Genomic DNA, 26,886 nt, shown 5'->3' on the forward strand with positions numbered 1-26,886 from the left:
AGAACCGACGACATGTGAAAGGTGATGAGGAACAAAATGTATTTTTGGCTTATTGCCTGCAGCAAACGTTGCGTTTAGCCATTCATTGAGAATTTTTCGCTTGTAAATGTAGCTCATTATTTCGAGCTGTAGGAAAGGTCTTATTCTGCGGCCAAGTTTGAGGCTGTAGACGGCTTTTTTGCCAGTCAAGTCTTGGACGTGTAGAAATCGCGATATGGTCAATGTCCTTAGGTTCTATCCCGGCAATCTCTAGACAGCGTTTAATTGCTTGTTCAGGAAAAGTGCTAGTGTGCTTTTGCCTTGTGAGCCGTTCCTCTTCTAGCGCAACAACTAGTTTTCCATCTTTCACTATGCAAACTGTCGAATCATGATAGGCAAAGTTTAACCCTAAGATGATCATAATCAAATGTCCAATAGTTTTTTAATCAGAATGATAGGTTAGCATTATTAAAGCGATTATTTCTTAGTGGGAATATGTCATATGAGTTACTTTTGAGAGGCATAATATATCAAGCTACACTAACTTTCATTTTTGCCCATCACCGCTCCATACCGCTAAAAACAACACCAAGACTCAGAATGCAAACTGAGCAAAAACCACGCGAAGACGGCTTTAGCTAAAAGTTTTTAGGTAAGTGCGTGGTGTGTATGGCGCATTGGCGGGTGAGTGGAATCTCCTACCCGTTCCGCCAATCAAATATAAAACCCGGGATAGGGAGAAAAATGAACTTAAAAATACACACTAAAGACTTAGCTATAATATCAGTCTATGCTGCATTGTATGCGACGCTAGTAGTTGTTCTGGGAGCTTTTTCTTATGGACCTATTCAGGTTCGCATCGCAGATGCCCTACTAGCCACAATTCCCCTGCTTGGCGTCGCAGGAGTTTTAGGTCACACACTCGGCGTATTCATCGCTAACATGTTCTCCACCGCAGGCTTACTCGACCTACTCAACACCATACCCTCATTTATCATGGCGTACGTTATCTACTATGTTTACAAACGGACCCAAAACGACTACACCGTAATTGCAACATGCCTAGCATACTCCGCTGTCATCGGCGTCACTGTTGGTTGGATGCTCTCATACCTCTATGACCTGCCCCTGCTGCTCACAATCGTCTATGTAGCCATAGGAAACATTATCGCAAGCGTATTGGTCGGCTGGCCAGTTTTTAAGATATTGAAAAGAACAGGAGTCCTCCAAAGATGGTTGGGGAAAAATTAGAAAAGAAATGTGTCGTTGTACTTAGCGGTGGTCCCGACTCGGCAACCGTTGCGTATTGGGCTAAAGCTCAAGGATACCAAATCTACCCCATAACATTCAACTACGGCCAAATCGCCGTCAAAGAAACAGAGGCCGCCAAGAAAATCGCAGAAAAACTTGGAGCAAACACCAAAATCATTGACCTCTCAGCCCTCAAAGACATCTTCAGCGGCGCCACCTCGCTTGTCAACCGCGACATCCCCCTGACCGCGGAATTCAGTGCACCCATCATCGTGCCCTTTCGAAACGCAATTTTCCTCTCCGCAGCCGTCGCGTACGCAGTCACTGTCGGAGCAAAACACATCTTCTATGGGGCGCAGGGTAGCGATGAACCATTCTATCCCGACTGTCGCAGAGAATTCTACGAAGCCTTCGAAAAAGCCGCTAGATTGGGCACCTGTGAAGAGATCACCATCAAAGCACCGTTTAGCGGCAGCAAAAAATCGGAGCTGATCCGTAAGGGTGTAGAGTTGGGTGTGCCGTTCGAGTTGACGTGGTCTTGCTACCGTGATGGTGAAGTGCACTGCGGCAGATGCGAGTCTTGTGTGAACCGCAAAAAAGCCTTTGCTGATGCAGGTGTAGTTGACCCAACTGGGTACGAAGTTTAGGGTGAGAACCACAAAATTATTTGACTCAAAGCAGTCAATTAGCTTATTTTTCTTCTTGTAAGCATTGAATTTGTGGTGTTGAAGGGATTTTATTTTTCCTAAAAAGCTTCATGGAACACTGTTGGGCAACAAATTAAATAGCTCACCTTCTTTGTATTGAATGATTAGAGGGCACTTTATGACGGATGTTGTGTTTGTGTTTGAAGTTCACCAGCCACATCGGCTGCGGCGGAACCTGTTTTGGGAAGGAAAAGTTTTTCGGCGCCAAACCAAAGAAGAACTCTTCAACTACTACTTCGACCACGAAGTCGACAAAGAAATCTTTAAACGTGCAGCACGTAAATGCTACTTTCCTTCAAACCAAATCATCCTCGACACCATAGACAGACATAAACACTGTAAAAAGCAAGCTAAATTTTCTTTCAGCCTCTCTGGAGTCTTTTTAGAGCAATGCGAAATGTTTGACAGAGACCTGCTGGAGTCGTTCCGTCAACTTGCTGCCTCTGGAAGTGCGGAGTTCCTAAACCAGACCTATTATCACTCCATCGCCAGCTTGTACCCTGAAAAAGAAGAATTCATCGCTCAAGCACAGTTGCACAAGCAAACCGTCAAAGACCTTCTCGGTTACACCCCGACTGTTTTTGAGAACACCGAATTGCTCTATAACAATACTATCGCCAAAACGGTGGAAGACATGGGGTATAAGGGCATCTACACTGAGGGGGTGGAGAAGATTTTGGGCGAAAAATCCCCCAACTTTATCTACACTCCTAAAGGGTCAAAGAAAATTCGTGTATTACTCCGCAACTACAAGTTAACTGATGATGTTGGTTTCCGCTTTTCAGCTCGGTGGTGGCCTGAGTGGCCCTTAACCGCCGACAAATACGCAAACTGGCTCGCGACCACTAAAGGCGAAGTCATAAACATCTTCCCCGACTACGAAACCTTCGGCGAACACCACTGGCCAGAGACAGGCATCCACAGTTTCCTCCAGCATCTCCCCGACTGTATCCTAAAATATGACCACTTGCAGATGGTGACCCCTTCAGAAGTCGTCGACAAACACGCTTCAGCAGGGGAAGTTGATGTGCCTGAATCGCAAGGCACGGTTTCTTGGGCTGACATCCAGCGTGACCAATCAGGTTGGCTGGGCAACGTCATGCAGTGGGCTTACTATACGACTCTGCGTAGACTCGAACCGCTAGTCAAGGAAGCAGACGATAAAGAGTTTCTGCGTTTGTGGCGGGACTTCCAAACCAGCGACCACCTTTACTACATGTTCACTGCAGGAGGCGGACCGGGAGAAGTGCACAGTTACTTTAGCCCATACGAGTCACCCATGGACGCCTTCGTGGCAGCGCAGACGTTGATTAACGATTTTGAGGCGCGGCTTCGGCTGGCAATTTTGACGGCGAACGAGCCTTTCCTATTCCACACCGACAGCGGGAAAGAGTTTTACACTGGCGTTTCCGCGTGGAGCCTAAAAGGATTCTTGAAGGCAATCAAAACCGTCGATGTTGCAGCGCTTGAGTTTCATGTGGGCAACGGTGACTTTGAGAGCTGGGTGCGGCATTCGCTCAAAGACCCCCAATTAGCGACTAGAATTAAAACTTTGAAGAAAGAAAAGGGGGCACAACTGCGAAAAGCCCTCGTCGCCGTAATCAAGGAACGCTTTGCTGCTCAGAGCAAGGAAGTCACTGACGCAACTAAACTTGCGTAGCTGCAACGGTTTAATAGCTGATTTGCTGTACTATTTGGTGACACGGAGACATAGATATGAGAGAAGAACTGCCGTTCCCCGACAAAGTCCTGCAAACCCTCCATAACCTATGCGCAACCGCGGCTGATTTGGCGCGGCGAGGCGAGGAAGTGGCGCGGTTGTTGCAGAGAGACCAAAACGAAATCGAAGGCATCCTTGACCAATACAAGTCGGAAGGGTTCGCTGAAAGTTTCATAGACAACGAAGGCAAGAAACGTTACTACTTGAATGGACGAGGAATAATCAAAGTCTGCTCGCTGTTTACTTAGTGAAACGTTATGTTGCGTGCCATCGTTTTTTCTTGGGAGTATCCGCCTCGAGTGGTGGGTCAACTTGCCGAGTACGTTAAGGCATTAGCAACAGGTCTTGCCCAAAACAAAGTGGAAGTTAACGTTGTAACCTATGATGAGCACACGATGAGTGAAGCCAAAGAGTCCAGTGGGGTCAAAGCTATCCGGGTAGTTAACCCCGTGAAAACACACATCGGCGTCTTAACATGGGTGCTTACGTTGAATCAAGAGGTTGAACGCGCCGCAGCAAATGTTTACTACAGTTCAGGCAAAAAAATCGATCTTATAGACGTTTTTGACTGGCACTTTATCCCTGCGGCGGTTGCCCTCAAGAACGGTTTAGGCATTCCGTTTGTTTATTCGGTTGAGAGTTTGGAGGATCACCGTTCGCCTACTGCAAATTCCTCTTACAATTTAGCGATTAAAAGTATAGAGTGGCTCGGCTTTTATGAAGCAGACGCTGTTACTGTGAAGTCGGAGTGGATGAAAGAGGAAGTTGCCCGAATATATCAGGTGCCCGCCCAGAAAATTTCGGTTATTCCCCCTAACTCAGATAGTGGCATAAGTGACTTTCTGAGAGTCTACAGCGCTGTTGTGGAGGCGAAGAAGAATGGCACATAAGCTGTCCGTGTTGATGCTAAGTTGGGAGTATCCGCCCAGAGTCATCGGAGGCATTTCGCCTCACATTTACTTTTTAAGCAAACACCTCGCTAAACAAGACGTCAAAGTCTACGTGGTAACCTGCGATTTCCCAGGAGCCCCCGCACACGAAGTCGTCGACGGCGTAGAAGTCTACCGCATCGACTCATACAAGAACCCTTCGCCTGACTTCGCCACGTGGGTTTACCTGATGAACATGAACATGCAGAAGGAAACGGCTGCGCTTATGAAGAAAATCTCCAGCAAAATCGACCTTATCCACGCGCATGATTGGTTGGTGGCGGATGCGGGCATTGGGTTGAAGCATATTTTCCGTAAGCCGCTTTTGGTGACTATGCATTCCACTGAGATGGGTAGACGTAACGGGCTTAACACGACTGCTGAGAAAATGATACATGAAACCGAAGCTTGGCTCACCTATGAAGCGTGGAAGGTTATCTGCTGCAGCGACTACATGATTAACCACGTCAAGTACGTTTTTGGGTTGCCTAACGACAAGATGGTTATGGTGCCCAACGGGGTGAACCCACAGAACTACGACGTTGATGTGCCCTCAGATTTCCGTGGCAAGTTTGCTTTGTCTGAAGAAAAAATCGTCCTCTACGTCGGCAGATTAGTCTACGAGAAGGGCATACATGTCCTCATAAACGCGGTACCCAAAATACTCAGCCAAGTTAACGCTAAATTCATAATCGTCGGTAGCGGCTACATGAAAGAGCAACTCCTCAACATCGTCCGCAGCATGGGGTTGGAGCATAAGGTGCTCTTTGAAGGCTTCATGGATGAAGCCAACCTGTTTAGATTACAGAAATGCGCGGATGTGTCGGTTGTGCCGTCGCTGTTTGAACCGTTTGGTATCGTGGCCTTGGAAGCGATGGCAGCAAAAAGCCCCGTAGTTGCCTCAGACACAGGTGGCCTCTCAGAAATCATCGAACACGACGTGACAGGCGTAAAGGTTTACTCAAACAACCCTGATTCGCTGGCTTGGGGCATAACTAAAGTCCTCAAAGACGAAGGCTACGCCAGGTACCTGCGGGAAAACGCCTATCGCCGAATACAAGAAAAGTATGATTGGGCAAAAATCGCTCAGGACACCAAGCGCATCTATGAAGGAGTTTTAGGCGAGTACTCAAAGAGTTTTTGGGCATAGCCAAAGAAATACAAGCCAAAAAAATCCTTGAGGTTCTGTCACGTTTTTTCTCTAAATCGCATAACCACATGATTCTGTACCGCACATGTTGGAACCACGCTGTTCTTTGCCGCCTCTCTCCCCTCCGTTATAAAGCGTAGTTTACGCAGTTTCGGGCACGGAACCGTCACCCCTTAAATAGCGAGGAGCCACAGCAAAGCCGCTTCATCGGAGCTTCATAAGCACCATTTCAGCCGCTAAAACCATCGGCTCCCACGTTTCGTTTAATGGCGGCGCATATGCGGTATCGGCTTTTGCCAACTCGCGCACGGTCATGCCTTTTTGTATGGCAAAGCTGATGCAGTTTATGCGCTGCGTGACTTCTTCCCCACCTACGATTTGCGCTCCAATGATGCGTTGGCTTTCTTTTTCTACGACGAGCTTAACTTTTATTGGGGTTGCGCCTGGGTAATAGTCGGCGCGTGTTTTGCTGCTGATTGCGCCTGTGACGACTTCGATTCGGTTCCGTTGTGCTGCGGTTTCAGTTAAACCCGTATTGCCTGCTTCAATTTCAAAGAGTCTGGTAACCGCAGAAGCTAAAACGCCTCCAAAAAGCGAGTAATCGCCTGCTGCGTTTGCGCCTCCTACTTTTCCCATCCGCACTGCCACTGTGCCTAGTTGTGGACAGACGGGTTTGTGGGTGATGATGTTTGGGGCTTCCGCGCAGTCGCCCACTGCGTAGACGTCTTTGACTTCGGTTTCCATGCGGCCATTGGTTTTAATCGCACGAGTTTCGCCCAGTGGAATTCCTGCGTCTGAGGCGAGTTTGGTTGAGGCGCGCACGCCAAACGCGCTAATGAACATGTCTGCTGTAATGATTTCTCCGCCTGCTTTTACGGCGGTGACTTTGTCGTCTCCGAGGAATTCCTCAACGGTTTTGTTTAGTAAGATTTGCATGCCTTTTTCTTCAAGATGCTGCTGCACAAGCTTCGCCATATCTGCGTCGAGGAGCTGCGGTAGAATCTGAGGCAACATTTCCACGATGGTGACTTTGAGGCCACGCTCCATCAAACCCACACCTAACTCCAGTCCAATTAAGCCTGCACCCATTATAACTGCGGATTTGGCGCCTGCCTTCACCGCTGCGTCGATGCGTTCTCCGTCTTCTATGCTACGTAAGCTAAGGATACCTTGTTTTTCTCTGCCTTTGATTGGCGGCATGAATGGATCGGCTCCGGTTGCGATTACTAAGACATCGTATGGGAGGATTTCGGTTGCGCCGTCTTTGGTTTGGATTGTGACGGTTTTGTCTTTGGTGTTGATTGCGGTGGCTTTGGTTTCTAGGCGCAGGTTGAGTTTTTGCATCTGGAAATATGCAGGTGGATAAACTACCAGCTCGTTAAAACTTGGGATGTGTCCGGCGATGACAAACGGCAGTCCGCAACGGGAGTAGCCTGCAGTTTTCTCCTGTGAGATTAGGGTTATTTCTGCGGTGCGGTCTTTTTTACGTGCGGCAGAAGCTGCATCTACACCTGATGCGTTTGCGCCGATGATGATTATGCGCCTTGCCATCCGCTTCGCCTTAGCATTTACCTGCTACTTGTGCTTTGTGCCACTCGACGGCTTTGTCGAAGTCGAGGAGGTTTGCTAGGTCAGCTTGTAGGTTGCTTGGTTTGACGACGAGTAGCCAGCCTTTGCCGTATGGGTCTTCGTTTAGGGTTTCGGGTTTGGATTGGACTTCTTCGTTGACTTCTTCAACTGTTCCGTTGATGGCTGAGACCAAGTCAGATACCGCTTTGACGGATTCCAACGTTCCAAATGGTTCCTTCTGTTTTACTTCTGTGCCGACGCTGGGGAGTTCGGCGTAGACTATTTCTCGGAGGGATTTTTGGGCGTAGTCGGTTATGCCGACGCGGACTTTGTCGCCTTCCACTTTGACCCAGGCGAAGTCTGTGGTGTAGTAGAGTCCTTCTGGCACTTCGTACTGTTCAACTTTTACCATGATCTGTGACCTTCCTTTTGTGTAACAATTTCGCCTCAGACATAAAAGGTTTAACGATTGTTGGTTGTGCAAGTGTCTAGTTGGTTTATGGGGGAACAGTAAATTAGCCATGTACCTCTATGTTGGCGGCAAAACATTTACTTAGACATCGTTGCGAGTCTGCATGTTTTATGGTTTCATCATCACATTCGCCGTAACGTTCGGGTTAGAAGGCATGTGACAGAAAAACCCGCAAACAAATGCTAAACTTCAGATGAACAGCGAACTTGCAGAAATAAAAAACGCAGTCAGCGACTTAGCAAAAAAAGTTGACGCTATATAGAAGGAATTAGAAGAATAAGCCCATTTTTGGGCAAAAATTTTTTGTTTATCTTTCGCGTTTGCCTGCGATCCAGTCTTCGGTGTCTTGGCGTGCTTGGCTGTCGGGAACCTGCTTAGGCGGATGCTTGAAGGCGTATGAGGGCATGCTGAGCAATGCGCCGCTGATTTTGCGGTCCAATGCGATTTTTGCTGCGCGGATAAGGTCGATTACTACGCCTGCGCTGTTTGGGGAGTCTTCGACTTCGAGTTTTGCGCTTATATTTATGGGGCGGTCGCCGAATGCGCGGGTTTTAATCGATAGGTAACAGATTTTCTTGTTGCCGAGGAACTGAACGAAGTCGCTGGGTCCTATTCTAGTAGGCAAATTGTACGGTACAAGGCTGGTTACTGCTTCGGTTTTGCTGATGCGTTTTGACTTAAGGCGGTTTTCAACGGTCATGTTTTGGAAGTCGGTGTCGCCGCCGAGGTTAAGCTGATAAGTTTCATCTACGATTGCGCCTCGGTCAAGGCAAAGCTTGACAAGGGTGCGGTGCAGGATGGTTGCGCCGACTTGGCTTTTGATGTCGTCGCCTAAGACGGGCAGCCCAGCTTTTTCGAATTTTTTGGGCCATTCACCCGTGGCGTCAGAACCGATGAATTCAGGCATGCAGTTCACAAAAGCACATCCTGCGTCTATGGCGCATTGTGCGTAGAAGCGGACTGCGTCGTGGCTGCCCACTGGGAGATAGTTGACGAGGATTTCTGCTTTGGCGTCTTTGAGAGTTTGAACCACGGATTCTTTGGTTGCGCTGCCATCGTAGACGTTGAAGGTTTCACGCATGTGAGGTGCAACGCCGTCAAGAATTGGGGCGGGTGAGACTTTTACGCCGAGGTGTGGGACGTCTGAGAATTTTTCGCAGCAGTTGGGTTTAACCCAGATGGCTTCGGATAGGTCTTTGCCGATTTTATCCTTGTTTACTTCAAACGCGGCGACGAAGCGTATGTCGCGGATGTGGTAGCCGCCGAAGTTGACATGCATCAAGCCTGGGACGGATTCGTTTTCTTTTGCGTCTTTATAGTACTGGGTTCCTTGTACGAGGGCACATGCGCTGTTGCCAACGCCAACGATTGCTACGCGAATTTCTGGCATGAAAGGTTACATCCAATAGGTTATTTTGGTATGGCTTAATGTTTGCGTGCTCTATAACTTTTTCCCAACCTTCAACATACATCGATAAAGAAATCCCTATCTACAGGCTGCAGAGAAGCAGGTTATTTTTTGCGTTTCTTTGTTGATGCAATAGGGGGGAGTTCCTGTTTTTGCGGGGGTTTTGGAGGTTGCTGTAGTGCGGCTTTCTTTTGGCGTTCAGCATAATCTTTTTCGATGGCGACCCGGTGAACATTGTTGTATGCGCAGAAGGGGATAATTTTTTTGTCAGGCGTGATGTAGTGTACGACACATCTGCGAACGCGGTTAACATCAAAGTTGTAGCTGTCCATAAAGGCCATGCAACCCAACAGGAAGATGCGACGGCGGATTTTGCCCAGCGACTTATACGAAGGCGCAACATGCATCTGCAGAATACTCTTCATCAATGTGAAGGTGCCGACTTCTTTGGTAACCAGCAACATGTTCATTGAAATCATGGAGCCCATAAACAGCGAGGAAAGCAGCTGCATTTTGTTTTTTGATTCAGCGGATTCAGCGGTTTTGCGTATGGTGTTGAAGAAGCGGTCAAAGTTTACGAAGCGGTTGATGGGGAACATTTTGCCATTCTTCGGCGAAACGTAAACCCAGTTGACGATGCCGCATTGGGGGCTGCAACTGAAAAGCGGCCAGGGTTTCTGCATGAATTTACGCATGATTTTGATGGGGGAAGTCATCACGGACATGGGAAACAGGTCGGTGGTTTTGATTTCGCCGTGTGTTTGTTTCTCTACGTCTTCGGCGAAGCTCCATTCGCGGAAGTTTTCTCGGAACGGGTTCTCTGTGGCTCTTCCTGTGAAAGCGATGGGTTGGAAGATTAAGCCGCGGACGATGTCGGTGTTTTTGGCTGCGAAGCGAATCATGTCGCCGACTTCTTTGTCGTTGAGGCTCTTCATGAGTGTGTTGACTAAGATCACTTCCATGTCGTGTTTTCGGCAAACCTCGATAGCTTTTAGCTTAATGTCCACCAAGGGTAACCCGCGGACTTTCTTGTTAAATTCCTCATGAAAACTATCGAAAGAAAGGTAAACGATGTTTAACCCATTATCTTTTAGCCGCTTAGCTAAACCTTCGTCGCTGACCAAGTGGGTGCCGTTGGTCGCCAAAATGGTCATAAATTTTAGGCGGTGTGCAGCGGCGATTATTTCAGGCATATCTTCCCGTTCAAGCGGTTCTCCACCACTGAACAAAATCGCTGGCGGTTTCGGGTTGGCTTTAGCCGCGAATTCCAGCATGTCGATGAGTGCTTCTTTGGTGGGTTCGTAATCGTCACCTTGCCCGGGAAAAGTGGAGAAACAAACTGCACAATGGAAGTTGCAGCGTTTGGTTACGTCGATTACTCCGATAACTGTGCCTGACGCGTGGTTTTTGCAGGTTTCGCAAACATAGGGGCAACCTTCAGGGTTTTTGGGTGCGTTAAGGTCACCGAGGTACTGGAATTGGTCGTATTTTTGCATGTGGTCAAAGATGGGTTGGCTTTGCCAGTGGGTGGCTTTGAATTCGCCGTGTTCGGGGCATTGTTTGGTTATTTGGATTTTACCACTGTTGTTGTGGAGTTGGGCGTCGATTTTCTTTTGGCACTCAGGACAAATGCTTTTTGTTTCACTCACTATAGTAGCACTCCAAGGATTGCTTCAACTATCAGCGCCAAAATTAGCAACATCATTGACATGGTTACGATGCGTTCGTACTTTCTGATGCTCTTAAGGGTCTTGGCGGAAGTAAACAGGCGAAGTGCTGAATAGATTAGCAGAGCACTCCAAATCAGAATTAGAGGCAAATAGTAAACAGTGAATTCTCCTAGGAAGTAAGGTAACGGTGCAAGTAATCCAGTTAAGAGGAAGAATACTCCGCCCACTTTTGCAGCGCTGATGTTGCCGATTTTTTGAGGTAAAGTTGGGTAACCAACTTTAGCGTCGCCTTCCACGCTGAAAATGTCACGCAGGATGTTGCCGCCTATGGTGCCGAAAGCGATGGGGTAGAGACTTAGCGAGATAAAACTTACTTTGCCTGTGAATGTTGCTTCGCCGAAGAGGAAAGCTGTGCCAGTTAGGACACCCATTAGCAGGTTAGCGGCGAACCCTGATTTGCGTTTAATTAGATAAGAGTAAAACAGAAGCAGAAGTGAATCAACTGCGATGATGGCGAAACTAAGCCAGTTAATCAATGAAGACAAAATTAACCCTAAGGCGAAGAATATCCCTGAAATGAGGACAGCCGTCTTGTAGGAGAGAGCACCAGATGGAATGGGGCGCTTAGGTTTGATGATTGCGTCGCTTCTGCGGTCATAGTAGTCATTTATGGCAAATCCGCCTGAAGCGATAAAAGACATGGAAAAGAAAGCCAACAATGCAACAACCCCAACGTTGACGTTGCCCAATGTAGTTGAGATATCTGCAAAGTTACCTTTGAGTATGGCAAAAGCGGTTAAAACTGCTAAGCCGCCAGTCATCATCCAATAAGGCAAACGCAGTAACGCGATTAATCCTCGAGCTCGCGAGGGGGCGGTCATATCGTTATTTTCCTGTCAGCGATGACTTCTTTTATGCTTTCTTCGAGAGTGACTTTGGGTGTCCAGCCAAGTTCTTTTTGGGATTTGGTTATGTCGAACCATATTTTACTTACGTCACCTTGCCATGAGACGCCTGTTGTGGATACTTTCGTTCGGTTCTGAAGGTTAAGGATTGACAAGATAAGGTCAGCGAGTTCAAGTATAGAAGTAGTTTTTCCTAAGCCCAAGTTGTAAACTTCACCATTGATTCCTTCCTTTTCGCCCAGAAGAATCAACGCCGCTACAACATCAGAGACATGAACAAAGTCACGGCACTGTTTACCTGTGCCCAGAATTACAAGTTTGTCTGGATCTTTAGCGAGTTTTTCGAGGAAATCATGGATGACGCCGTGGCAACGCAACCCATAGACATTAGCGAACCGTGTTATGACGACTTCTAAACCGTATTGCTCTTTGTACATTTGGCAGTATTGTTCGCCGACGACTTTACTTAACCCGTAACAAGAGAAGGGATGAAAACCGTATGATTCAGGTGTGGGGAAAACAGTTGGGTTTCCATAAACTGCTGCAGACGAAGCGAAAACTACTTTGGCGTCGTCTTTGCGTGCCTTTTCCAGCACGTGGAGGGTACCTTTGGCGTTGGTTTCGAAATCCACCAGCGGATTCTCCATAGAGTAGCCGACGACGACTTGAGCGGCTAAATGGTAGATTACATCTTGTTTAGGCAGGTCACAGAGGGTTTTTAGATCCAAGATGTCCCCGTTAACGAATTTCGCCCTTGGAACATCTTTTACGTTCTGCATGGTGCCGCTTGACAGGTTATCATAAATCGTTAATTTATCCGTTAAGCCTGAAAGTTTACTGCAGAGATGATAACCTATGAAGCCTGCTCCGCCAGTAACCAGCACATTTTGCCCTTCCATTTTTGCCCCTCAAAGTCACGATAAAGCCTATATATTATTTACAGGCGAGTTGTAGGTATATGTCGCCGATGAAAGCTATAAAAGTTTTTAGGGATTTACTTTCTTTCCTAACCATAATCCCAGTGGGCGGAAAAGAAGACTTCATCTTCACCACAGCCCAAAACATGTGGCTTTTCCCCGTCGTCGGCGGCTTAATCGGGATACTGGGCGGCTTATACTATTTAGCTTCCAGCGCCATCGTGGCGTTTCTGCTGGGTTTAGCAAACTCCTACATCGCCTTACACATTGCGCTCTTGTCAACGGCAATTCCAGCAGCCATGACCATCGCGTTCCTGCTCGTACTTACAGGACTGCAACACTTCGACGGCTTAATCGACCTCGGCAACGCAGTCGGCTTACGCAACCTGCACGAGCGAAAAATGAAAGCGCATGCTTGGACGGTAACAGGTGCAGGCGCAGTTTTGGCGTTGGCTGTGGAGGCTTCGGCGTTTTTAGGCTTGTTCTTGATAAACCCCGCTTTCGCCTTTGCAGCCATTGTTTTGGCGGAAGTTTCAGCTAAGCTTGCGATGGTGACGATTGTATGGATTGGAAAACCTTCACATAAAGGGTTGGGCTCGATTTTTCTTGCAAAAGCCAAAAAAAACCTAAACACAGTCGCATACCTGCTTTCCGTCTTGATTGTTTACCCAGTTTTCTACTTTACAGGTCACCCGCTGCTCGGTTTGGCAGCAGTGGCCTTAGTGTTTGTCAGTGTTCCAGTGGCGTTGGTCATGAATAAAGTTTCAAACAGCGTCTTTGGCGGAGTCAGCGGCGACATGATTGGAGCAACCAACGAAGTGGCACGAGCGGTTACTTTGCTTCTGTTTGCAGTGGTTTTGATGTTGGGGGTGGCGGCTTGAAGGTTCCAGCACTGATTATGGCAGGCGGCAGAGGCAGCAGAATGGGGTTACCAACAGAGAAACCGATGCTCCCTTTCCTGGGGAAACCACTGATTGATTGGGTCGCCGAAGCAGTCCTAAACGCCAAAAAAATTTCCGAATTCTACGTTATCACAAGCGCCAATACGCCTAAAACGGAGGAACACTGCAAAAGCAAGGGCTGGAAAGTGCTGCGCACAGACGCAAAAGGCTACCATGACGATTTGAAGCAAGCAGTTTCGAAGTTGGGTTGGATGGGGGCGGTTTTGACGATGCCGTCTGATGTGCCGGCCATAACGGGCAAAGTTCTGGATAGAGTGGTCAGCGAGTTTGAGGTTTGCGGAAAAGACTATTTGGCGGTGTTTGTGCCCATCGAGAAGCGGCAAGCTTTGGGATTGTCGATTTCCAGCACTGACGAGTACCAGGGCGTGTGGTATGCGGTTTCAGGCGTCAACATCATAAACGGTAGACAAACTTTGGGTGAAGGCAAAATCGAAACAGCAGCCATAATAACCGAGGAAACCGAAGTCGTCCTAAACGTCAACACAACCAAAGACCTTGAGGTAGCCCAAAACCTAATGAGCAAAACCAAAAAGGAGTAGGCGCGATTTTTATAGACCCTTATTTTGCTTTGCCTCCTCTCTCCCTCCCTTATATAAAGAACAAATTCTTCTTCTAAACACTCTTACCAGAGACGCTTCTTTTCTATAGCAACGGGTTGTATCCTCATTCCGCAACCTTGCAGGGCTTTTCTGATACCTTCCTGAAAAGCGCCCCCGATGAGGGGTAAGGCAGTCGCTACTAAGAAGATAAGGAGAAAACAGGAACTCTTCTTAGTAGCCGCCTTCATACTTAAAGCTGGGTTTTGAGGTCAATTAATGCGTTCTTGTACAGGTTTCTTGACTAAACTTAGTCCAAATTCCTTGACTAAACCATCTGAGTCGCTTTCCGCACCGCCGCCATATTCATACTGATGACTTCCATGGTTTTCTGCAGTTTATCCTGTGGGCTAAATTCCCAGAGCTCCGTGCCCTCCTCAAAAACGCCCGTGTGCCCCGGCGGAGCATAGTAAACGTCTCCTGCTTGGAAGGTTTCCTCTTTTCCGTCGTAGCTGATTTTTCCCTTGCCCTTGACTATTATTCCCCAATGTGGGCAGGGGTCGCGGTCGTTGGGCAAACCTTTGAGGTAAGGCGTTACGTCGAAGCGTTTCTTGAAAACATCGTATTACACATGCATCTCGCCCCATGTGGCTTCGTAGGTGGTTAATTCGTCGGTTTCCATGGTTTTAGGTAACTCGGTTTTTTGAGCGCGCATCTCTATATACACGTCCATTTTCAGGAGGGGTTGACTGAACCTGTAGTGTTAAACCCTTGTGACTGCATGCTGCAACAAAAAAGAGACTTTATCGAAACAGTCATTAAGCAAGATACGTAATCAAAACCGTATTTGGCAGTGGAGAACATGAGAGAAGCATACATCTGGATCGCGGTAGCGTTTTTGGCGGGCATCATCGTAGGCACAGTCGCAACCGCCTATCAAGCAAACCCTAATCCCAACCCCAAAGTCATGGAAGTCGACCACATTCAGCGCCTCTATACGATGCAGTGGAACGGACAGAACACTACGCTCACGCTGGTTTTTCGAGACGGCAACATGACCACGCTGCCTGTGGTGACGGGGCAACAGTTTGTATGTAATGGCTCCTCAAAGCTCTATGAGGGAGATAAACTCCTCTTTCAGTTCCCATAGCGATTTCTAAAAAATATAAAGTTAAGATTGAAGCAGCAAAATCGCTTTAGCTAAGTCACCGTCGGCTTCTGCGGCTCATTCACCACCATGTCCTCCTTCGCTTTGGAAACCACGAACCTGCTGGAAAACAACCAATTTATCCTCTTAATACTAAACATCCTAGCGAACGTGGGCTTATCGAGGAGGCAGAGCAGTAGGCAACTTGGTAATGGAGAGTATAGTTTAATGCGACAAAAAATGTGGCAACTACTTATTCGCATAAAGCGGAACGATGAAGTGAGCGGTAAACGCCTCGAGAAGCTTATCATGGATTACCTCATGAAAGCCCACGTTGAAGGCGCCACAGTCTGGACAGGCGTGAACGGCTTCGGGAAACGGGGAAAATCCACGCTGCATTGGGAAGGCCTCACAGTTAACATGCCCCTAATCATCGAGGTTGTGGATAGCCAGGAGAAGCTTGAGCCGCTGCTGCCCGATTTGAAGCACATCGTCGGCGACAACTGACTGGTAACCATACAAGAAACCTACATCATATAGTTGGCCATCACGCGACGTCTCAGTGCTGACCTCCCCTCCCTTATTTAAAGCAGCTAAATCGCTGGTTACTGTGAAGGAGGTAAGCCAAAACTGGCTTTTCTTTAGTTGTTGTTGCAGAAAAAGCCCTATACACAACAACAACCAGCGGCTTGGGTTGCGGGTTGCTTTTTTGGTTTGGTTGGCTTTGGCGACGGCAAACTGGTTGTGGCATAATCCGCAAGCAGAACCGAGCATTATCCGCTCTTTTTCGATACCTTGCGAAACAGCACACCCACCAAAACCACCAACACCCCAACAAACACAGCCAAAACGATAATGGCGATTCTCTCCCAGCCTAACCCAACTAGAAATCCGTTTTCATTGTTCGGTTGCGCAGTTGATGGTACGATGGAAGTTGGGTTTTGTGTTGATGGTGTTTGCGCGGGGACTGATGGAACCACCCGATTCTGGGTTGGTTGGCTGTCGCCGATGGTCACGGTTTGAGTACTGCTCCAGTCGCTTATCTGTGTATAGATATATTTGTATCCCCAGCCGAATTGGACATGCGCATCCCCGTAGGTTACTACTGACCGCTCTAAAACGGCTACTTGGAAGTCAACCACACCACCCATAGGTGCAGGTATTTTGGCGCCTTCTGGACCAAAGAACCCATCAGCACCAGAACCAAAAAAAGTCAATGTAGTATACTCTGAGTCCGACATTTGAGGTGCATAGCTGTCGTTTGCCCCAAACAAGGTAGTCCACTCGCTTGAATAATGGCCTTTCACCCGCAAATTATAATGGAACCAGGTTCGGTCGCTAATTGTTGATGGGTTAGCGATTGTTATCTCGATGGTTCTGTTATCAACGTGGTTGCCGCCTTCCGTAACGGTTTGGGGCTCTCCAGTGTAGGGATTTGTCACAATCTTGGTGATTAAGGGCACATCGTATGAGTTGTCAATGTATCTTACAGCGAATTGGGGCGCAGACGTTTTAGTCTCTGCTGAAGCCATCTGGGGTGGGAGGAAAATGGTAGCCGCTAAGAAGAAGGTAAGGAGAAATAGGAACCCTTCCTTAGCGGCTGTCATGGTTATTTGATGAGTTTTTTACGTGATTAAAGGGTTCTTGTATAGGTTTCTTGACAAAAAGTTAGTCAAGAAATCTGGACTAAAATGGTTTAAATAGGAAAAACAGGGTTTGAAAGAAAAATTTAGGATTGCAGCAGCAGGATCGCTTTGGCTAAGTCGCCGTCTGCGTCTCGCAGTGCCTCTCGGGCTTTGTCGAGGCTTTTGCCTGTTTGATCAGCGACAAGTTGCACATCTTCCTCGCTGAAAGACGGCTTCGCAGGCGCCGCGGCTCCTCGGGCTGAGGGGGCTTGTTCGCTGACTTGTCCACCTATGACTTGATACATTTTTTGTCCTTGAACCTGCAGAATCGCGACTTCGGGTTCGTCGATGACTATGTCTTTGGTTGCGGTGCGGATGATGACTTGCTGCACGTCTGCCACGCTGTCCATGTTCATGCCCATACGTTGCATCATGCGTCTCTGTTCGCGGGGATTCATGCGCCTATGCATACAATTCGCCTTTAACCATATTTTACGCTACAACTTGATATACTTAACTTTCCCTGCTGCCGTGTCGTGTCTTGACGGCGACGCCTGTTTTGAACGCACGGATTTCGGGTGCTGAGAGCAGGGTGCGTCCAACTGCGAGGACTTCTCGGTTTTCGTTTACTGTGATGACTTCGTCTTTTGCGCCGACCTCTTCGTCCACAGCCACCACGTGAACGGCGAACACATCTCCGCCTTTAGCGATGTAGGGTGCTACGTCGTTTTGGACGGTTACGAAGCATTTGGCTTCAGGTATGTTTTGGGCTATGGTTTGGGCGGCTTTTATGCTTAAAGAGAGCAAGCCGTCGGTGGGGCGCAGGGTGGCGAGGCGTTCTCCGTTTTGGTTGATGTAGCGAATTCTGCCTGTTCGAGGGGAAAGTTGGATTTCTATGTCGTCTGGGAAGAGTTTGGCTCCGACGCCTTTGCCGAATTGGTAATCCGCGATGGCTCTGACTTTCTCTTTAGCGTTTTCCATGCCTAATTCATCGTTACTTTACCTTGATTCAACAGCTATAAACATAATGTAATAAAAATTGGACTTGTTGTCATGTTTCTACGAAACTAACCCCGCGTGCTAATAAACAAACTTTGGTGGCCAAGCCTTTGGGTTATGCAAAGGAGTGCAGCCCAGAAACGATGAAGGTGCTAAGTATGTTGACTACGACTAATGCACTAGCAGTTATGAGTAACCATTTGCTTATGTTCTGTTTTCCATGGAAGTACGCTATTTGAGCCACAGTTAAAGTCAAAAATAGCGCAAGGGTCAAAATCTCTTTTAGATCCCATGACCAGTAGCTCCCCCAAGCAATTTGAGCCCAAATCATCCCAGTTACCAAACCCAAAACAGTCAAAACCCACGCACTTAATCCTAAAATCTTTGTCCATTTGCCAACTTTGTTTCCTTGTTTGACAATTAGCCCAGTTAATAGAAATATGAAGACGTAACTTGCGATTGACAAAGGTGGATGTATATAGAGCATGTTTGAGTTTAATTCGCTTAGGTGGTTTGTTGAGTTTCCGTTTGAGGGGGATGCTGTTGGGGCTGGAGTCTGAGTTGGGGGTTCGGTTGGTTGGCTTGTGGCTGTAGGGGTTGAGGTAGCAGTGTTAGTTGGGTGAGGTGTTACGGTTTGGCTTGGATTCGAGGTTGGTTGAACAGTTGGATTGCTATTAGGTGGTGCCGTCGGCGTTGGGGTAGGAGTAACTGTGGGGTTGTCTGTCGGTGTTGGCTGAGTTGGTGATGTTGATTGAGTTACGGTTATTGAGGGATTAGGCGAATAAGAGTCAGTGAAGTATACATTTTTATGCGTGTTGACGGCAGAAACTGTTATTATCAATTGATCCGTGCCTGCAGATGTGCCTGTAATCTGCCAGCTTGCGGTAGCGGTTCCAGTTGGTAGTGATCCAATATTGTAGGTTGGATTGGATACTGAAAAATGGTTATTCTGCGAGGACAAGGTTGCGGCTACATTTGACAACTGGGTATACTTTGGGGAATTGTTTATGTTTTGAAGCACAACGGTTACAGTTAATGTTTGACCAACCTGAATAGATGAAGGAACATTGTTCTGAGCAGCGGTTTCAACGAAATCTATTTGCTGGTTATACGCGTTGCCATGGCAGCTGCTACATGGGTTAGATGATATAGAGAAAGCAGGAGCTAGAAACAGAGAAGCAAATAACGTCAACATAACAGCTAATAGAATGTAGGAAAATCTATCATGAAAATATGTTCGATGACCACGCATTTTGCCCGTCTCTATGGCTGTCCTGTTTCATTGAAATTAAAAGCCCCGTTTTTATATGTTCTTGCAACAGCTGATTTTTGAAAAGAAGGACACAAATAGCAAAAATAAACATAGATGAGTTAGTAGCTCTTTATGCATCAGGTTTAATAGGTCATCTAAATATTGAAAACTAAACCTTAAACGAAAGCTTTGATAAACATAACATCAATAAGTCACTTCAAAGGTGTCTATGTTCATATGCGATGCGAAGTTTGCGGTAGAAAAATCCACTCCGACCCCATACGAGCCAACATCGAAGGTGCAACCCTGACCGTTTGCGTCGAATGCTCCAAACACGGCAAAATCGTCTACGCAGACGCGGCGGCTTCGCAGCCCAGCCCAACCAAATCCTACACCAAAATCCCAACGATTATGAAGAAGCCTCCAGTGGCGCAGGTGCAAATCACTACCGAACTTGTCGATGACTACGCCACTAAAATCCGTGTGGCACGCGAAAAACTGGGTTTCTCACATGAGGATTTAGGCAAAAAAATCAACGAAAAAGCCTCACTGCTACGGCACATTGAAACCGGCAAGGTAGCGCCTAATAATCAGCTTGCAGGTCGTTTGGAGCATGCCCTAAAAATCAAGCTTATGGTTCCAATCGCAGATGAAAAAATCACGGCAGCAGTACCCCAGAAGGTGGCTGGTGAAGGTTTGACTTTGGGGGACCTCATCGATATGAGTAAAGCAGATGAGGAGGCTTCCAGCAAACGAAAGCCATCTTAGTCCAGCGACGATTGAACCGTGAAGAATCCAGTTTACCTGAACTCAAGAGCTTAGCTCAAACAGCGGGCTACGTTATCGTCGGTGAAATGGAGCAGACAAGACGACCCGACGCACGCTACCAGATTGGTAAAGGCAAAGTGGAAGAACTCGCCAAGATGGTGCAAGAGTTAGGCGCTGAAAAAATAATTTTCGACAACCCTCTGCGGACACTCCAAAACTACAACCTAGCCAAAGCCACCCGTGTCGAAGTCATGGATCGCTTCCAGCTTATCTTGGAACTCTTCAGAAGACGCGCCACCACAACAGAGGCGCAACTACAAATTCAGCTAGCTACCTTGCAAAACGAGCTTAAGCATGCCCGAGAAAAAGTCCGCCTCTCCAAAGGCAGCGAACAACCCGGCTTCATGGGTTTAGGCGCCTACGAAGCAGACGTTTACCGAGATGCAATAAAACTTCAGGTTCAAACCATACGCAAAAAACTTGCACGTATCCGAGAAAAGAGGGTTCTGCAGCGGGAAAGACGCACAGAGTTAGGTTTCCTCACCGTTTCCTTGGCCGGGTATACGAGTTCAGGCAAAAGCACCCTCTTCAACGCATTAACAGCAGAAAACGCCTTAGTTGACAAGTCCCTGTTTACTACATTATCGACGCAGACGCGTATGATAGAGTTTTCTAACCGCAAATTCCTTCTCACCGACACTGTGGGTTTCATCGACCGTTTACCCATCGCGCTGATTGAGGCGTTCCACTCGACGCTGGAAGAAACCATATTCTCTGATTTAATCGTGCTCTTGGTTGATTTCAGTGAGCCTCTTGACACCATCAAAAAGAAGAACAATGTGTGCCTTGACACAATTAACCGCCTTGGAGCCTCAGGCATTCCCATGGTAACTGCGCTTAACAAAATCGATCTCATCAAACCCGAAGAACGCCTGCAGAAGCTTGAAGCCCTCAAGGGATACGTCAAAAACCCCATTATGCTCTCCGCGAAACGTCAAATCAACCTTGAAGAGCTAAAAAAACACATCCTGCGCGTCCTCGAAAACTATCAAGCCGCCCAATTCAGCATACCTCTCTCAGGTAACGTGATGCCGTTTATTTCGTGGCTTCACCAGAAAGCAGATATCCACAAAGAAGAATTCACAAACGACTCCGTCAACGTAAGCTTTGAAGCTAACCCCTCGGTGATGGAGCAAGTGAAAAGGAAAGTGCAAGACCTCAATGGAAAATTCCAACTCCCCCCCAAACAGTAACCCCCATAAAATCGTGGTCCTACGTTGGGGGCACCGTGTGCAGCGAGATGTGCGGTTGACGACGCATGTGGCTTTGACTGCTCGGGCGTTGTGTGCTTCTGGGTTCATTCTTGCCGACACCACCGACCCCCACATCGAAGAGACCATAGCCAAAATCAGCAAAGCTTGGGGCGGCAACTTCCACTTCGAAATGGGCACACCTTGGAAAAAGGCGGTTAGGGAATGGAAAAACAAAGGCGGCATCATCGTACACCTAACCGCATACGGCGAAAATATCCAAACCAGCGACGTCATACAGCGAATCAAGGCACAGGGCAAAGATGTTATGCTGCTGGTTGGCAGCCAGAAGGTTCCAGGCGAATTCTACTCCGAAGAAGTATCAGACTTCAACGTTGCGGTGGGAAATCAGCCGCATTCGGAGTGTTCGGCGTTGGCGATTTTTTTGGATCGCTACTTTGAAGGCAAAGAACTGGCTCAACCTTTCGAAAGAGCCAAAATCTCCATCGTACCTAAAGCGCGGGGTAAGCTAATTAAAACCTCAAAAGAAAAGAGTTAGCTTCGCAAGAAGAGTTTTATTTTAGCAAGATGCAGTATTATGGTATCAAAAGGACTTTAGAGCATGTTATCGACTATTGATGATTCAACCTTAACTAAGGTGGCTTTGGCGTTAGGTGAAGAAGACGCCGTTAAACTTATCGAGCACTTAAAAGGCGTAGACGAAATCACTGACGACGAAATCGCGAACAAAACAGGCATACGACTAAACAGTGTCAGAAAAATCCTCTACAAACTCTACGACCACTCACTAGTCAGCCTCCGCAGAACCCGCGACCCCAAAACAGGCTGGTTCATATTCCACTGGAAACTCCAACCTGACCAACTTGAAGGCTTCATTCTAAGCCAAAAACGCCGCGTACTCGAAAAGCTTAACGTACGGCTAGATTACGAAAAGAACCATGACTTCTACTACTGCGGCAGCCAAGAATGCAAACGCATTCCCTTCGAAGAAGCAGTCGAACTAGTGTTTCACTGTAGTGGATGCGGCAAACCGTTGGTGCACTTTGCAAACGAAGTTATGATTGAGCGGCTTTCTGCGAAAGTGGAAATTTTACGCAAGGAACTAGGCGAGTAAGGTGAGCAAGCGGCTTCCGAGCAGGGAGCAAGCCATCCAGCTTCTCAAAGACCACAACTGCCCACCCCAAGTCATAAACCACTGCTTAGCCGTAACTCAGCTTGCGCTGGAAATCGGAAGTAAACTGCAGGCAAAAGGCGTCAAGGTCAATTTAGAATTGGTGGAAGCAGGTGCATTGCTGCATGACATTGGGCGCTCCAAGACTCACCATGTTGACCACTCATTGGTCGGTGCCCAAATTGCGCAGCAAATCGGTTTACCTCAATCTATAATTAACATCATAAAGCGGCATGTCGGCGCAGGCATCACTGAAGAAGAAGCCGAATGGCTCGGCTGGCCTAAAGACAGCTATATGCCTCAAACCATAGAAGAAAAAATCGTATGCTACGCAGACAAACGCATAGACCACGACAAAGTCGCGCCGATTGAAACCGAAATCGAACGCCTCCAAAAGCAGGGTATGGCGGAAGCTGCAGAAAGAGTTAGAAACCTCCACAACGAAATAACACACCTATTAGGCGAAACCCCATGACGAACTTAACGTTATTTGTTAAGGCATTCAATGAAGGGCAACTTAGACAGGTAGATGAGCTTCTGCAAGAACAATTCAAAGACTTAGATGTAGAAGCCAAAGTTGTTGCCAATCCCGTCAGCAAGTGGGTTCAGGTTTTCCTCGAAGGCGAAGACGAAGTAATCGCGGCTGCTTACGCCCGAAAAGAGATTGGAACCTGCCCCGTCAGCCTCGACAACATCGAAGTCGGCTCTGTGCTGCGAGGTTATGTTTCAAAGGTTGATGAAAGCAGGGGACAGCTAACGGTGGATGTCGGGGTTTTTGAGCCAAAAGTTACTCAGGCAACTCTACCGCTGGTGACGTTGCGATCTCAACTCTCTACAGGCAAAGATGCGGGGCTTAAAGCAATCGGTGAAGCATACGGCATCGCAGAAGGCATGCCAATCAGTGTCAAAGTTACCTCAAAAGAGGCGGAGAGCTTAACGGCTGAACTTTCCTCAGAGCAAGTGGAGAAGCTCAAAGGTTGGCAGCAATCTCTTCTGGATCGGCTAATCATTTTGCGTGCCCCTAAAGAGTTAGTTACCTCTACATTGGAGCGGACGCGTCTTGACCGTGATGTGATTGATGTGGAGCAGTTGGGGTTTTTTGAGTTTGCTTTGACGTGCAAGTTGGGGACAGATGCGCGAGGTTTGGTTCCGCGGGTGGGTCGTTATATGCGGAATGCTGTTTTTGTGGTGTTTAATGCGGAGCGGAGCCTGATTTTTGTGGGTGGACAGGGATTAAGCTTATAATTGGGTGCAGAATAGTTAGACGAATTAGTATAATAAAATCTGTTAACTAGAAGGGAGAGGGGAAAATTACACAAACAACAGACAGAGGAGACAATAGAAGAAAATACCGAATCGACATCGGCGCCTACGGCAGCATAGGCATCGAAGCACCCACCAAAGAAGAATGCCTAGAACTCTTCAAAGAAGTCACCCGAACAAGGCGCGACTCGAGAATAGACGAAGCCATCAGATAAAATCAGGGAACTGCAAACTACCGCTTCTATCCTCAGTCAAAGAAGTGTAGATTGCGGTTTAAAGCACGTCATGTTCCTCTTTACAGTGCGCTTCAAAGTCAGCTTTCGAGTCGTAGACTTCCTGGTCGATTGGACACTTGAATTTTTTATCTTTCGTTATTTCTGGTTTAGGCACGGTTACGCGTGGAGCGGTGCGTTTTAGGTTTTTCTGGTCATTTTTCGGCATCAAGTCACCTCCAACTGGACACTTGACTGCATAATTACCATTCCATGCGGGCAGACTGCTCTTAAGAATATGTGACTGTACCCTTCCAGCAACAGCAAAAAGAAAAGAGGGAAAATTAGGCAGCGATTTGGGTTTTGACTGCTTGTTTGCGGTGGTGAACGACTAAGCCGAGTGCAGCGCCTATGATAACGGGTATGGCGATGCCGATTGCAGCGAAAACCATTGAGTAGTCGGGGGTGGCTTGTGCGGATAGGAGGTTTGCGTCTTCAGCGCCCGGAACCATTGCTTTAGCGTCGTCGCCTTGGATAGTGTAAATTACGTCGTCACCATAGCCAACGGGGGTGTCAGGTGCGGTTGCGTTGCCATCACCTGAAGAAACATTGCCGTCGGCGGCTTTAGCTGCAGCGTCAGCGTCAACTGAGGGTTCAGGTAACGCTGAGGGGTCGGGTGCTGCTGGTTCGATGGTGCCTGTTTCCTGTGCTGACGCCACTGAAAAAAGGGCGCTACTTAGCAGGACGGCGGCTAATACGGATAGGGCTAGTTGGTTTGTTTTTTGCATGCTTTTTCCTCACGTTTAAGGTTGAACATGTGATGTGAGAAGTCGAATTTAGCACCAAGCATGCGAACAAGCCGTCCAAAAACTGGAACCAACAAAAAAGAGAGAAAAAAGGTGTTGTACTGGACTTAGATGCCCAGTATTTGTAAGCTTAAGCCGATGCCTAAGCCGATCAGCGCCAGAATGAATACGATGACCATGAAGATGATGACCGCTACGACCGCAATCGCGAAGGCTTTGAGCCAGCCGCAGTCAAAGAAGTGTTTGATTAGCCCCAGCCAGACAAAGAACATGATTATTGATGCGATTATGCCGCCGATGAACCAGCCGATGACTGTGCCGATGATGATGCCTAACACGACGATCCAGATGGCGTCAGTGAATTTTGCTTTATCTTTGCCCGCTAAAGACCTGCCTACAATCCACAAGATGGGTGCAATGACGATGATGGCAACGACTATCTGTATCAAAAGCCCAATAATATCCATGTTTGTTTCTCCAATAGTGTAATTGTAGAGAAGGGTTTTTAAAATAATCGCTCACCAAACAGGCGGTAACTCGATTTTAATTAAGCAGGGCCAAGTTCTACACAATTGTTTTTTAGAATTGCAGTGGTGGGCCGAGCCGGACTTGAACCGGCGACCTTTGGCTCGTAAAGCCAATGTCCTAACCAAGCTAGACGACCGGCCCACATGGACGCTGAACTCATAGAGATTGCAAGGGTTAATATTAGAATTATGTTTCTTTCATCAATTATATGCGCCAGTTTTAGATGTATCTAACTGGGGGAAACCTGCGGAATAGGGTGGCTGCAGGAGTTAACAAACTATACCTTCGTTTTAGTCAACAGTTTTTCTGCAAGTTGCAGTTCCTGAACAGTATTTATGTTCACTGCCAGTTCCTGCTGGTCTAAAACGTAGATGTCTTGGTCGAGCCATTCGTCGCCGTAACGTTTGCTACCGTCTATAACGTTTATACCGACTGGAACAACATCCTGCTCGCCTTCTTTGAAAGAATAATCTATACACATGCCAAGCCGTGCTTTAGTCTCCAGTGGAACCGCCACCGTCAAGGCAGGTTTACCGCAACGCTCATACCTCATCAAAATGTCGTCGATCATTTCGCCCTTCACAAGGGGTAAATCAGCCGCTATCGCCAAGAACACCCCCAGCTTTAACGTTTGCACGGTGTAGCCCATGTCGCTAACGTAGTCTTTACCCGGGGTCTCTATAACTTGGACGCCTAGTTGCCGCATTAAAGTGGTCGTTTTGGGGGTTGAGGTGGATGTGGCTACGATGATGCAGTCAACTTTTTTGGCTTGCTTCAAAGCCTCAAGGACGTATTCGATTACGGGTTTGCCGCAGACTTCGATGAGGGGTTTTTCTTGGGCAAGTTTCATGCGGGTGCCCTTGCCGCCTGCCATTACGAGAGCTACAACCATGCTACCACCGCCAACAGTACAACCACGCAGACCATCCGTGTTAACTCGTTTGTGGCGCCGAATACGTCTCCTGTGACCCCTTTGAAGTGTTTATGGGCTACTGCAACCATGGCTAATCCACAGATCACAGCAGCTAAGACTACAAAGACTCCTTTTAGCCATAACAGCGGCACAGCAACAAGAAAAGAAACCGCAAGAGCCGCAACTAAACGCAGGGTTCCGCTTGTCCCATGCATGTGGGCGAGGAATGAAGTGTTCATACCTTGGTGAACGGATTTGCCTGCCCAAGCAGCCACCACCATAGCTAGTTTAGCGCATAACTCGACAACGATTAAGGCAGGGAAAATCAGCGGAACCGCCAAACCCGCAACTGTTACGGTTCTGCCCAGTTCTGTAAACGCAAATGCTGTAACAAGGTAAGTCATCAGGGTTAAGCCGATGGCACCTGCGCCCGTGAGCTGGTCATGCATGACAGCGATTTTTTTCTCCGCATCACCATGTACCATGATGCCGTCGCCGAAATCCAGCAACCCATCAGCGTGATGCAGCCCCGTCATCCACAACAAAAGCGCCAACGCCAAAGCACCCACAACGATGCTGGGTAAGACTTGAAGCGCAACCCAACCAAACAAACCCGCCAGCAAACCCAAAAAAGCGCCGATTAGGGGGAAAGCCCACATGTTTTTGGCGCAGTCCGTGAGGAGGTTTTCGTCCATCTGCACTGGGAAAACGGTTAAGAAAGAAAGAAGATTCTTAAGTTGCTTAAGGGCCAACCGT

At 47.7% G+C, this 26,886-nt stretch carries 33 protein-coding genes, 1 tRNA gene and 1 pseudogene; 17 read left to right on the top strand and 18 right to left on the bottom strand.

Features of this window, described 5'->3' with window-relative positions:
- Positions 1-82: 82 nt before the first annotated feature.
- Complete coding sequence (locus NWE96_00555) at positions 83-400, bottom strand: hypothetical protein (GenBank protein MCW3982468.1); 318 nt, start codon at positions 398-400, stop codon at positions 83-85.
- 323 nt (positions 401-723) lie between these two features.
- Here NWE96_00555 and NWE96_00560 point away from each other — a divergent pair, with 323 nt between their 5' ends.
- The 6 genes from NWE96_00560 to NWE96_00585 all read left to right on the top strand — a co-directional run bounded on the left by NWE96_00560 (position 724) and on the right by NWE96_00585 (position 5,736).
- On the top strand, positions 724-1,230 hold the full coding sequence (locus tag NWE96_00560; protein MCW3982469.1) for a QueT transporter family protein: 507 nt from the start codon (positions 724-726) through the stop codon (positions 1,228-1,230).
- Complete coding sequence (gene queC, locus NWE96_00565) at positions 1,212-1,877, top strand: 7-cyano-7-deazaguanine synthase QueC (GenBank protein ID MCW3982470.1); 666 nt, start codon at positions 1,212-1,214, stop codon at positions 1,875-1,877. Before NWE96_00560 ends, queC begins: the two co-directional genes overlap by 19 nt.
- Positions 1,878-2,055: 178 nt before the next feature.
- Complete coding sequence (locus tag NWE96_00570) at positions 2,056-3,597, top strand: DUF5752 family protein (protein ID MCW3982471.1); 1,542 nt, start codon at positions 2,056-2,058, stop codon at positions 3,595-3,597.
- 56 nt (positions 3,598-3,653) lie between these two features.
- Complete coding sequence (locus NWE96_00575) at positions 3,654-3,905, top strand: hypothetical protein (GenBank protein MCW3982472.1); 252 nt, start codon at positions 3,654-3,656, stop codon at positions 3,903-3,905.
- Between the two features lie 9 nt (positions 3,906-3,914).
- A complete protein-coding gene (locus NWE96_00580; GenBank protein ID MCW3982473.1) occupies positions 3,915-4,547 on the top strand; it encodes a glycosyltransferase in 633 nt (210 codons plus the stop codon).
- The gene (locus NWE96_00585) at positions 4,537-5,736 is read left to right on the top strand and encodes a glycosyltransferase family 4 protein (GenBank protein MCW3982474.1); all 1,200 of its coding nucleotides are present in this window, start codon (positions 4,537-4,539) and stop codon (positions 5,734-5,736) included. The genes NWE96_00580 and NWE96_00585 overlap by 11 nt, the downstream gene beginning before the upstream one ends.
- A 204-nt stretch (positions 5,737-5,940) precedes the next feature.
- Here NWE96_00585 and NWE96_00590 read toward each other — a convergent pair whose 3' ends face one another.
- From NWE96_00590 to NWE96_00615, 6 genes are all read right to left on the bottom strand, one after another.
- On the bottom strand, positions 5,941-7,287 hold the full coding sequence (locus NWE96_00590; protein MCW3982475.1) for an FAD-dependent oxidoreductase: 1,347 nt from the start codon (positions 7,285-7,287) through the stop codon (positions 5,941-5,943).
- 10 nt (positions 7,288-7,297) lie between these two features.
- Positions 7,298-7,717 (bottom strand): glycine cleavage system protein GcvH, encoded by a 420-nt coding sequence (gcvH, locus tag NWE96_00595; GenBank protein MCW3982476.1) that lies wholly within the window; start codon positions 7,715-7,717, stop codon positions 7,298-7,300.
- A 367-nt stretch (positions 7,718-8,084) separates the two neighbouring features.
- On the bottom strand, positions 8,085-9,167 hold the full coding sequence (locus tag NWE96_00600; protein MCW3982477.1) for an inositol-3-phosphate synthase: 1,083 nt from the start codon (positions 9,165-9,167) through the stop codon (positions 8,085-8,087).
- Between the two features lie 122 nt (positions 9,168-9,289).
- Positions 9,290-10,834, bottom strand: coding sequence for a radical SAM protein (locus NWE96_00605; GenBank protein ID MCW3982478.1), 1,545 nt, complete (start codon positions 10,832-10,834; stop codon positions 9,290-9,292).
- Complete coding sequence (locus tag NWE96_00610; protein MCW3982479.1) at positions 10,834-11,736, bottom strand: UbiA family prenyltransferase; 903 nt, start codon at positions 11,734-11,736, stop codon at positions 10,834-10,836. Before NWE96_00610 ends, NWE96_00605 begins: the two co-directional genes overlap by 1 nt.
- Positions 11,733-12,659: a GDP-mannose 4,6-dehydratase gene (locus tag NWE96_00615; protein MCW3982480.1), complete on the bottom strand. Its 927-nt coding sequence runs from the start codon at positions 12,657-12,659 to the stop codon at positions 11,733-11,735. Before NWE96_00615 ends, NWE96_00610 begins: the two co-directional genes overlap by 4 nt.
- Positions 12,660-12,727: 68 nt before the next feature.
- Between NWE96_00615 and NWE96_00620 the strand changes: the two genes are divergently transcribed.
- Positions 12,728-13,558, top strand: a complete 831-nt coding sequence (locus NWE96_00620) for an adenosylcobinamide-GDP ribazoletransferase (protein MCW3982481.1) — start codon at positions 12,728-12,730, stop codon at positions 13,556-13,558.
- Positions 13,555-14,178 carry an NTP transferase domain-containing protein gene (locus NWE96_00625; protein ID MCW3982482.1) on the top strand — a complete coding sequence of 208 codons (624 nt, stop codon included), beginning with the start codon at positions 13,555-13,557 and terminating at the stop codon, positions 14,176-14,178. The genes NWE96_00620 and NWE96_00625 overlap by 4 nt, the downstream gene beginning before the upstream one ends.
- A gap of 325 nt (positions 14,179-14,503) precedes the next feature.
- Here the strand turns inward: NWE96_00625 and NWE96_00630 are convergent, their stop codons facing one another.
- Entirely contained in the window at positions 14,504-14,752 is a 249-nt protein-coding gene (locus NWE96_00630; protein MCW3982483.1) for a hypothetical protein, read from the bottom strand.
- 285 nt (positions 14,753-15,037) lie between these two features.
- Between NWE96_00630 and NWE96_00635 the strand changes: the two genes are divergently transcribed.
- The 3 genes and pseudogenes from NWE96_00635 (at position 15,038) to NWE96_00645 (ending at position 15,829) form a co-directional block, all read left to right on the top strand.
- Positions 15,038-15,325, top strand: a complete 288-nt coding sequence (locus tag NWE96_00635; protein ID MCW3982484.1) for a hypothetical protein — start codon at positions 15,038-15,040, stop codon at positions 15,323-15,325.
- A gap of 69 nt (positions 15,326-15,394) precedes the next feature.
- Positions 15,395-15,493 (top strand): annotated as a pseudogene (locus NWE96_00640) (CrcB family protein).
- Between the two features lie 57 nt (positions 15,494-15,550).
- Entirely contained in the window at positions 15,551-15,829 is a 279-nt protein-coding gene (locus NWE96_00645; protein ID MCW3982485.1) for a DUF190 domain-containing protein, read from the top strand.
- Between the two features lie 266 nt (positions 15,830-16,095).
- Here NWE96_00645 and NWE96_00650 read toward each other — a convergent pair whose 3' ends face one another.
- The 4 genes from NWE96_00650 to NWE96_00665 all read right to left on the bottom strand — a co-directional run bounded on the left by NWE96_00650 (position 16,096) and on the right by NWE96_00665 (position 18,928).
- A complete protein-coding gene (locus NWE96_00650; GenBank protein MCW3982486.1) occupies positions 16,096-16,929 on the bottom strand; it encodes a hypothetical protein in 834 nt (277 codons plus the stop codon).
- A gap of 122 nt (positions 16,930-17,051) precedes the next feature.
- Positions 17,052-17,417 (bottom strand): nascent polypeptide-associated complex protein, encoded by a 366-nt coding sequence (locus NWE96_00655; GenBank protein MCW3982487.1) that lies wholly within the window; start codon positions 17,415-17,417, stop codon positions 17,052-17,054.
- Positions 17,418-17,460: 43 nt separating this feature from the next.
- A complete protein-coding gene (locus tag NWE96_00660; protein MCW3982488.1) occupies positions 17,461-17,928 on the bottom strand; it encodes a pseudouridine synthase in 468 nt (155 codons plus the stop codon).
- A gap of 133 nt (positions 17,929-18,061) precedes the next feature.
- Positions 18,062-18,928 carry a cytochrome c biogenesis protein gene (locus tag NWE96_00665; GenBank protein MCW3982489.1) on the bottom strand — a complete coding sequence of 289 codons (867 nt, stop codon included), beginning with the start codon at positions 18,926-18,928 and terminating at the stop codon, positions 18,062-18,064.
- A 507-nt stretch (positions 18,929-19,435) separates the two neighbouring features.
- On the opposite strand from NWE96_00665, the gene NWE96_00670 reads away from it, so the two are divergent.
- From NWE96_00670 to NWE96_00695, 6 genes are all read left to right on the top strand, one after another.
- The gene (locus NWE96_00670; protein MCW3982490.1) at positions 19,436-19,966 is read left to right on the top strand and encodes a multiprotein bridging factor aMBF1; all 531 of its coding nucleotides are present in this window, start codon (positions 19,436-19,438) and stop codon (positions 19,964-19,966) included.
- An 11-nt stretch (positions 19,967-19,977) separates the two neighbouring features.
- Complete coding sequence (gene hflX / locus NWE96_00675) at positions 19,978-21,219, top strand: GTPase HflX (protein MCW3982491.1); 1,242 nt, start codon at positions 19,978-19,980, stop codon at positions 21,217-21,219.
- On the top strand, positions 21,188-21,775 hold the full coding sequence (locus tag NWE96_00680; protein ID MCW3982492.1) for a tRNA (cytidine(56)-2'-O)-methyltransferase: 588 nt from the start codon (positions 21,188-21,190) through the stop codon (positions 21,773-21,775). Before hflX ends, NWE96_00680 begins: the two co-directional genes overlap by 32 nt.
- A 63-nt stretch (positions 21,776-21,838) precedes the next feature.
- Positions 21,839-22,351 (top strand): transcription factor, encoded by a 513-nt coding sequence (locus NWE96_00685; protein ID MCW3982493.1) that lies wholly within the window; start codon positions 21,839-21,841, stop codon positions 22,349-22,351.
- 1 nt (position 22,352) lies between these two features.
- Positions 22,353-22,883: an HDIG domain-containing protein gene (locus NWE96_00690; protein MCW3982494.1), complete on the top strand. Its 531-nt coding sequence runs from the start codon at positions 22,353-22,355 to the stop codon at positions 22,881-22,883.
- The gene (locus NWE96_00695; GenBank protein MCW3982495.1) at positions 22,880-23,653 is read left to right on the top strand and encodes a DUF2110 family protein; all 774 of its coding nucleotides are present in this window, start codon (positions 22,880-22,882) and stop codon (positions 23,651-23,653) included. Before NWE96_00690 ends, NWE96_00695 begins: the two co-directional genes overlap by 4 nt.
- A gap of 291 nt (positions 23,654-23,944) precedes the next feature.
- Here NWE96_00695 and NWE96_00700 read toward each other — a convergent pair whose 3' ends face one another.
- The 6 genes from NWE96_00700 to cobS all read right to left on the bottom strand — a co-directional run bounded on the left by NWE96_00700 (position 23,945) and on the right by cobS (position 26,882).
- Positions 23,945-24,112 carry a hypothetical protein gene (locus NWE96_00700; protein MCW3982496.1) on the bottom strand — a complete coding sequence of 56 codons (168 nt, stop codon included), beginning with the start codon at positions 24,110-24,112 and terminating at the stop codon, positions 23,945-23,947.
- A 115-nt stretch (positions 24,113-24,227) separates the two neighbouring features.
- Complete coding sequence (locus NWE96_00705; GenBank protein ID MCW3982497.1) at positions 24,228-24,671, bottom strand: hypothetical protein; 444 nt, start codon at positions 24,669-24,671, stop codon at positions 24,228-24,230.
- Between the two features lie 125 nt (positions 24,672-24,796).
- The gene (locus NWE96_00710; protein MCW3982498.1) at positions 24,797-25,156 is read right to left on the bottom strand and encodes a hypothetical protein; all 360 of its coding nucleotides are present in this window, start codon (positions 25,154-25,156) and stop codon (positions 24,797-24,799) included.
- A gap of 124 nt (positions 25,157-25,280) precedes the next feature.
- Positions 25,281-25,358, bottom strand: a tRNA-Val gene (locus NWE96_00715).
- Positions 25,359-25,494: 136 nt separating this feature from the next.
- The gene (locus NWE96_00720) at positions 25,495-26,109 is read right to left on the bottom strand and encodes an NTP transferase domain-containing protein (GenBank protein MCW3982499.1); all 615 of its coding nucleotides are present in this window, start codon (positions 26,107-26,109) and stop codon (positions 25,495-25,497) included.
- Positions 26,100-26,882, bottom strand: coding sequence for an adenosylcobinamide-GDP ribazoletransferase (gene cobS, locus NWE96_00725; protein MCW3982500.1), 783 nt, complete (start codon positions 26,880-26,882; stop codon positions 26,100-26,102). Before cobS ends, NWE96_00720 begins: the two co-directional genes overlap by 10 nt.
- Between the last annotated feature and the right edge of the window lie 4 nt (positions 26,883-26,886).

The sequence above is a fragment of the Candidatus Bathyarchaeota archaeon genome, assembly GCA_026014685.1.
Taxonomy (GTDB): domain Archaea; phylum Thermoproteota; class Bathyarchaeia; order Bathyarchaeales; family Bathycorpusculaceae; genus Bathycorpusculum.

Coding starts and splice junctions, on each gene's coding strand:
- NWE96_00555 (MCW3982468.1), bottom strand. CDS start 400: ATGATCATCTTAGGGTTAAACTTTGCCTATCATGATTCGACAGTTTGC.
- NWE96_00560 (MCW3982469.1), top strand. CDS start 724: ATGAACTTAAAAATACACACTAAAGACTTAGCTATAATATCAGTCTAT.
- queC (MCW3982470.1), top strand. CDS start 1,212: ATGGTTGGGGAAAAATTAGAAAAGAAATGTGTCGTTGTACTTAGCGGT.
- NWE96_00570 (MCW3982471.1), top strand. CDS start 2,056: ATGACGGATGTTGTGTTTGTGTTTGAAGTTCACCAGCCACATCGGCTG.
- NWE96_00575 (MCW3982472.1), top strand. CDS start 3,654: ATGAGAGAAGAACTGCCGTTCCCCGACAAAGTCCTGCAAACCCTCCAT.
- NWE96_00580 (MCW3982473.1), top strand. CDS start 3,915: ATGTTGCGTGCCATCGTTTTTTCTTGGGAGTATCCGCCTCGAGTGGTG.
- NWE96_00585 (MCW3982474.1), top strand. CDS start 4,537: ATGGCACATAAGCTGTCCGTGTTGATGCTAAGTTGGGAGTATCCGCCC.
- NWE96_00590 (MCW3982475.1), bottom strand. CDS start 7,287: ATGGCAAGGCGCATAATCATCATCGGCGCAAACGCATCAGGTGTAGAT.
- gcvH (MCW3982476.1), bottom strand. CDS start 7,717: ATGGTAAAAGTTGAACAGTACGAAGTGCCAGAAGGACTCTACTACACC.
- NWE96_00600 (MCW3982477.1), bottom strand. CDS start 9,167: ATGCCAGAAATTCGCGTAGCAATCGTTGGCGTTGGCAACAGCGCATGT.
- NWE96_00610 (MCW3982479.1), bottom strand. CDS start 11,736: ATGACCGCCCCCTCGCGAGCTCGAGGATTAATCGCGTTACTGCGTTTG.
- NWE96_00615 (MCW3982480.1), bottom strand. CDS start 12,659: ATGGAAGGGCAAAATGTGCTGGTTACTGGCGGAGCAGGCTTCATAGGT.
- NWE96_00620 (MCW3982481.1), top strand. CDS start 12,728: ATGAAAGCTATAAAAGTTTTTAGGGATTTACTTTCTTTCCTAACCATA.
- NWE96_00635 (MCW3982484.1), top strand. CDS start 15,038: ATGAGAGAAGCATACATCTGGATCGCGGTAGCGTTTTTGGCGGGCATC.
- NWE96_00645 (MCW3982485.1), top strand. CDS start 15,551: ATGCGACAAAAAATGTGGCAACTACTTATTCGCATAAAGCGGAACGAT.
- NWE96_00650 (MCW3982486.1), bottom strand. CDS start 16,929: ATGACAGCCGCTAAGGAAGGGTTCCTATTTCTCCTTACCTTCTTCTTA.
- NWE96_00655 (MCW3982487.1), bottom strand. CDS start 17,417: ATGCATAGGCGCATGAATCCCCGCGAACAGAGACGCATGATGCAACGT.
- NWE96_00660 (MCW3982488.1), bottom strand. CDS start 17,928: ATGGAAAACGCTAAAGAGAAAGTCAGAGCCATCGCGGATTACCAATTC.
- NWE96_00670 (MCW3982490.1), top strand. CDS start 19,436: ATGCGATGCGAAGTTTGCGGTAGAAAAATCCACTCCGACCCCATACGA.
- NWE96_00680 (MCW3982492.1), top strand. CDS start 21,188: ATGGAAAATTCCAACTCCCCCCCAAACAGTAACCCCCATAAAATCGTG.
- NWE96_00685 (MCW3982493.1), top strand. CDS start 21,839: ATGTTATCGACTATTGATGATTCAACCTTAACTAAGGTGGCTTTGGCG.
- NWE96_00695 (MCW3982495.1), top strand. CDS start 22,880: ATGACGAACTTAACGTTATTTGTTAAGGCATTCAATGAAGGGCAACTT.
- NWE96_00700 (MCW3982496.1), bottom strand. CDS start 24,112: ATGCCGAAAAATGACCAGAAAAACCTAAAACGCACCGCTCCACGCGTA.
- NWE96_00705 (MCW3982497.1), bottom strand. CDS start 24,671: ATGCAAAAAACAAACCAACTAGCCCTATCCGTATTAGCCGCCGTCCTG.
- NWE96_00710 (MCW3982498.1), bottom strand. CDS start 25,156: ATGGATATTATTGGGCTTTTGATACAGATAGTCGTTGCCATCATCGTC.
- NWE96_00720 (MCW3982499.1), bottom strand. CDS start 26,109: ATGGTTGTAGCTCTCGTAATGGCAGGCGGCAAGGGCACCCGCATGAAA.